This window comes from Bacillus cereus group sp. BfR-BA-01381, assembly GCF_022663555.1.
Lineage (GTDB): Bacteria > Bacillota > Bacilli > Bacillales > Bacillaceae_G > Bacillus_A > Bacillus_A pacificus.
Window position 1 is genome coordinate 1 of the sequence record NZ_JAKUFR010000326.1, and the last position, 235, is coordinate 235.

Consider the following 235-nt stretch of genomic DNA (forward strand, 5'->3'; position numbering starts at 1 on the left):
CCGGGGCTAATACCGGATAACATTTTGAATCACATGGTTCGAAATTGAAAGGCGGCTTCGGCTGTCACTTATGGATGGACCCGCGTCGCATTAGCTAGTTGGTGAGGTAACGGCTCACCAAGGCGACGATGCGTAGCCGACCTGAGAGGGTGATCGGCCACACTGGGACTGAGACACGGCCCAGACTCCTACGGGAGGCAGCAGTAGGGAATCTTCCGCAATGGACGAAAGTCTG

1 rRNA gene is annotated in these 235 nt (G+C 55.7%); it reads left to right on the forward strand.

Features of this window, described 5'->3' with window-relative positions:
• A 16S ribosomal RNA gene (locus MR079_RS28900) occupies positions 1-235 on the forward strand; the annotation flags it as partial.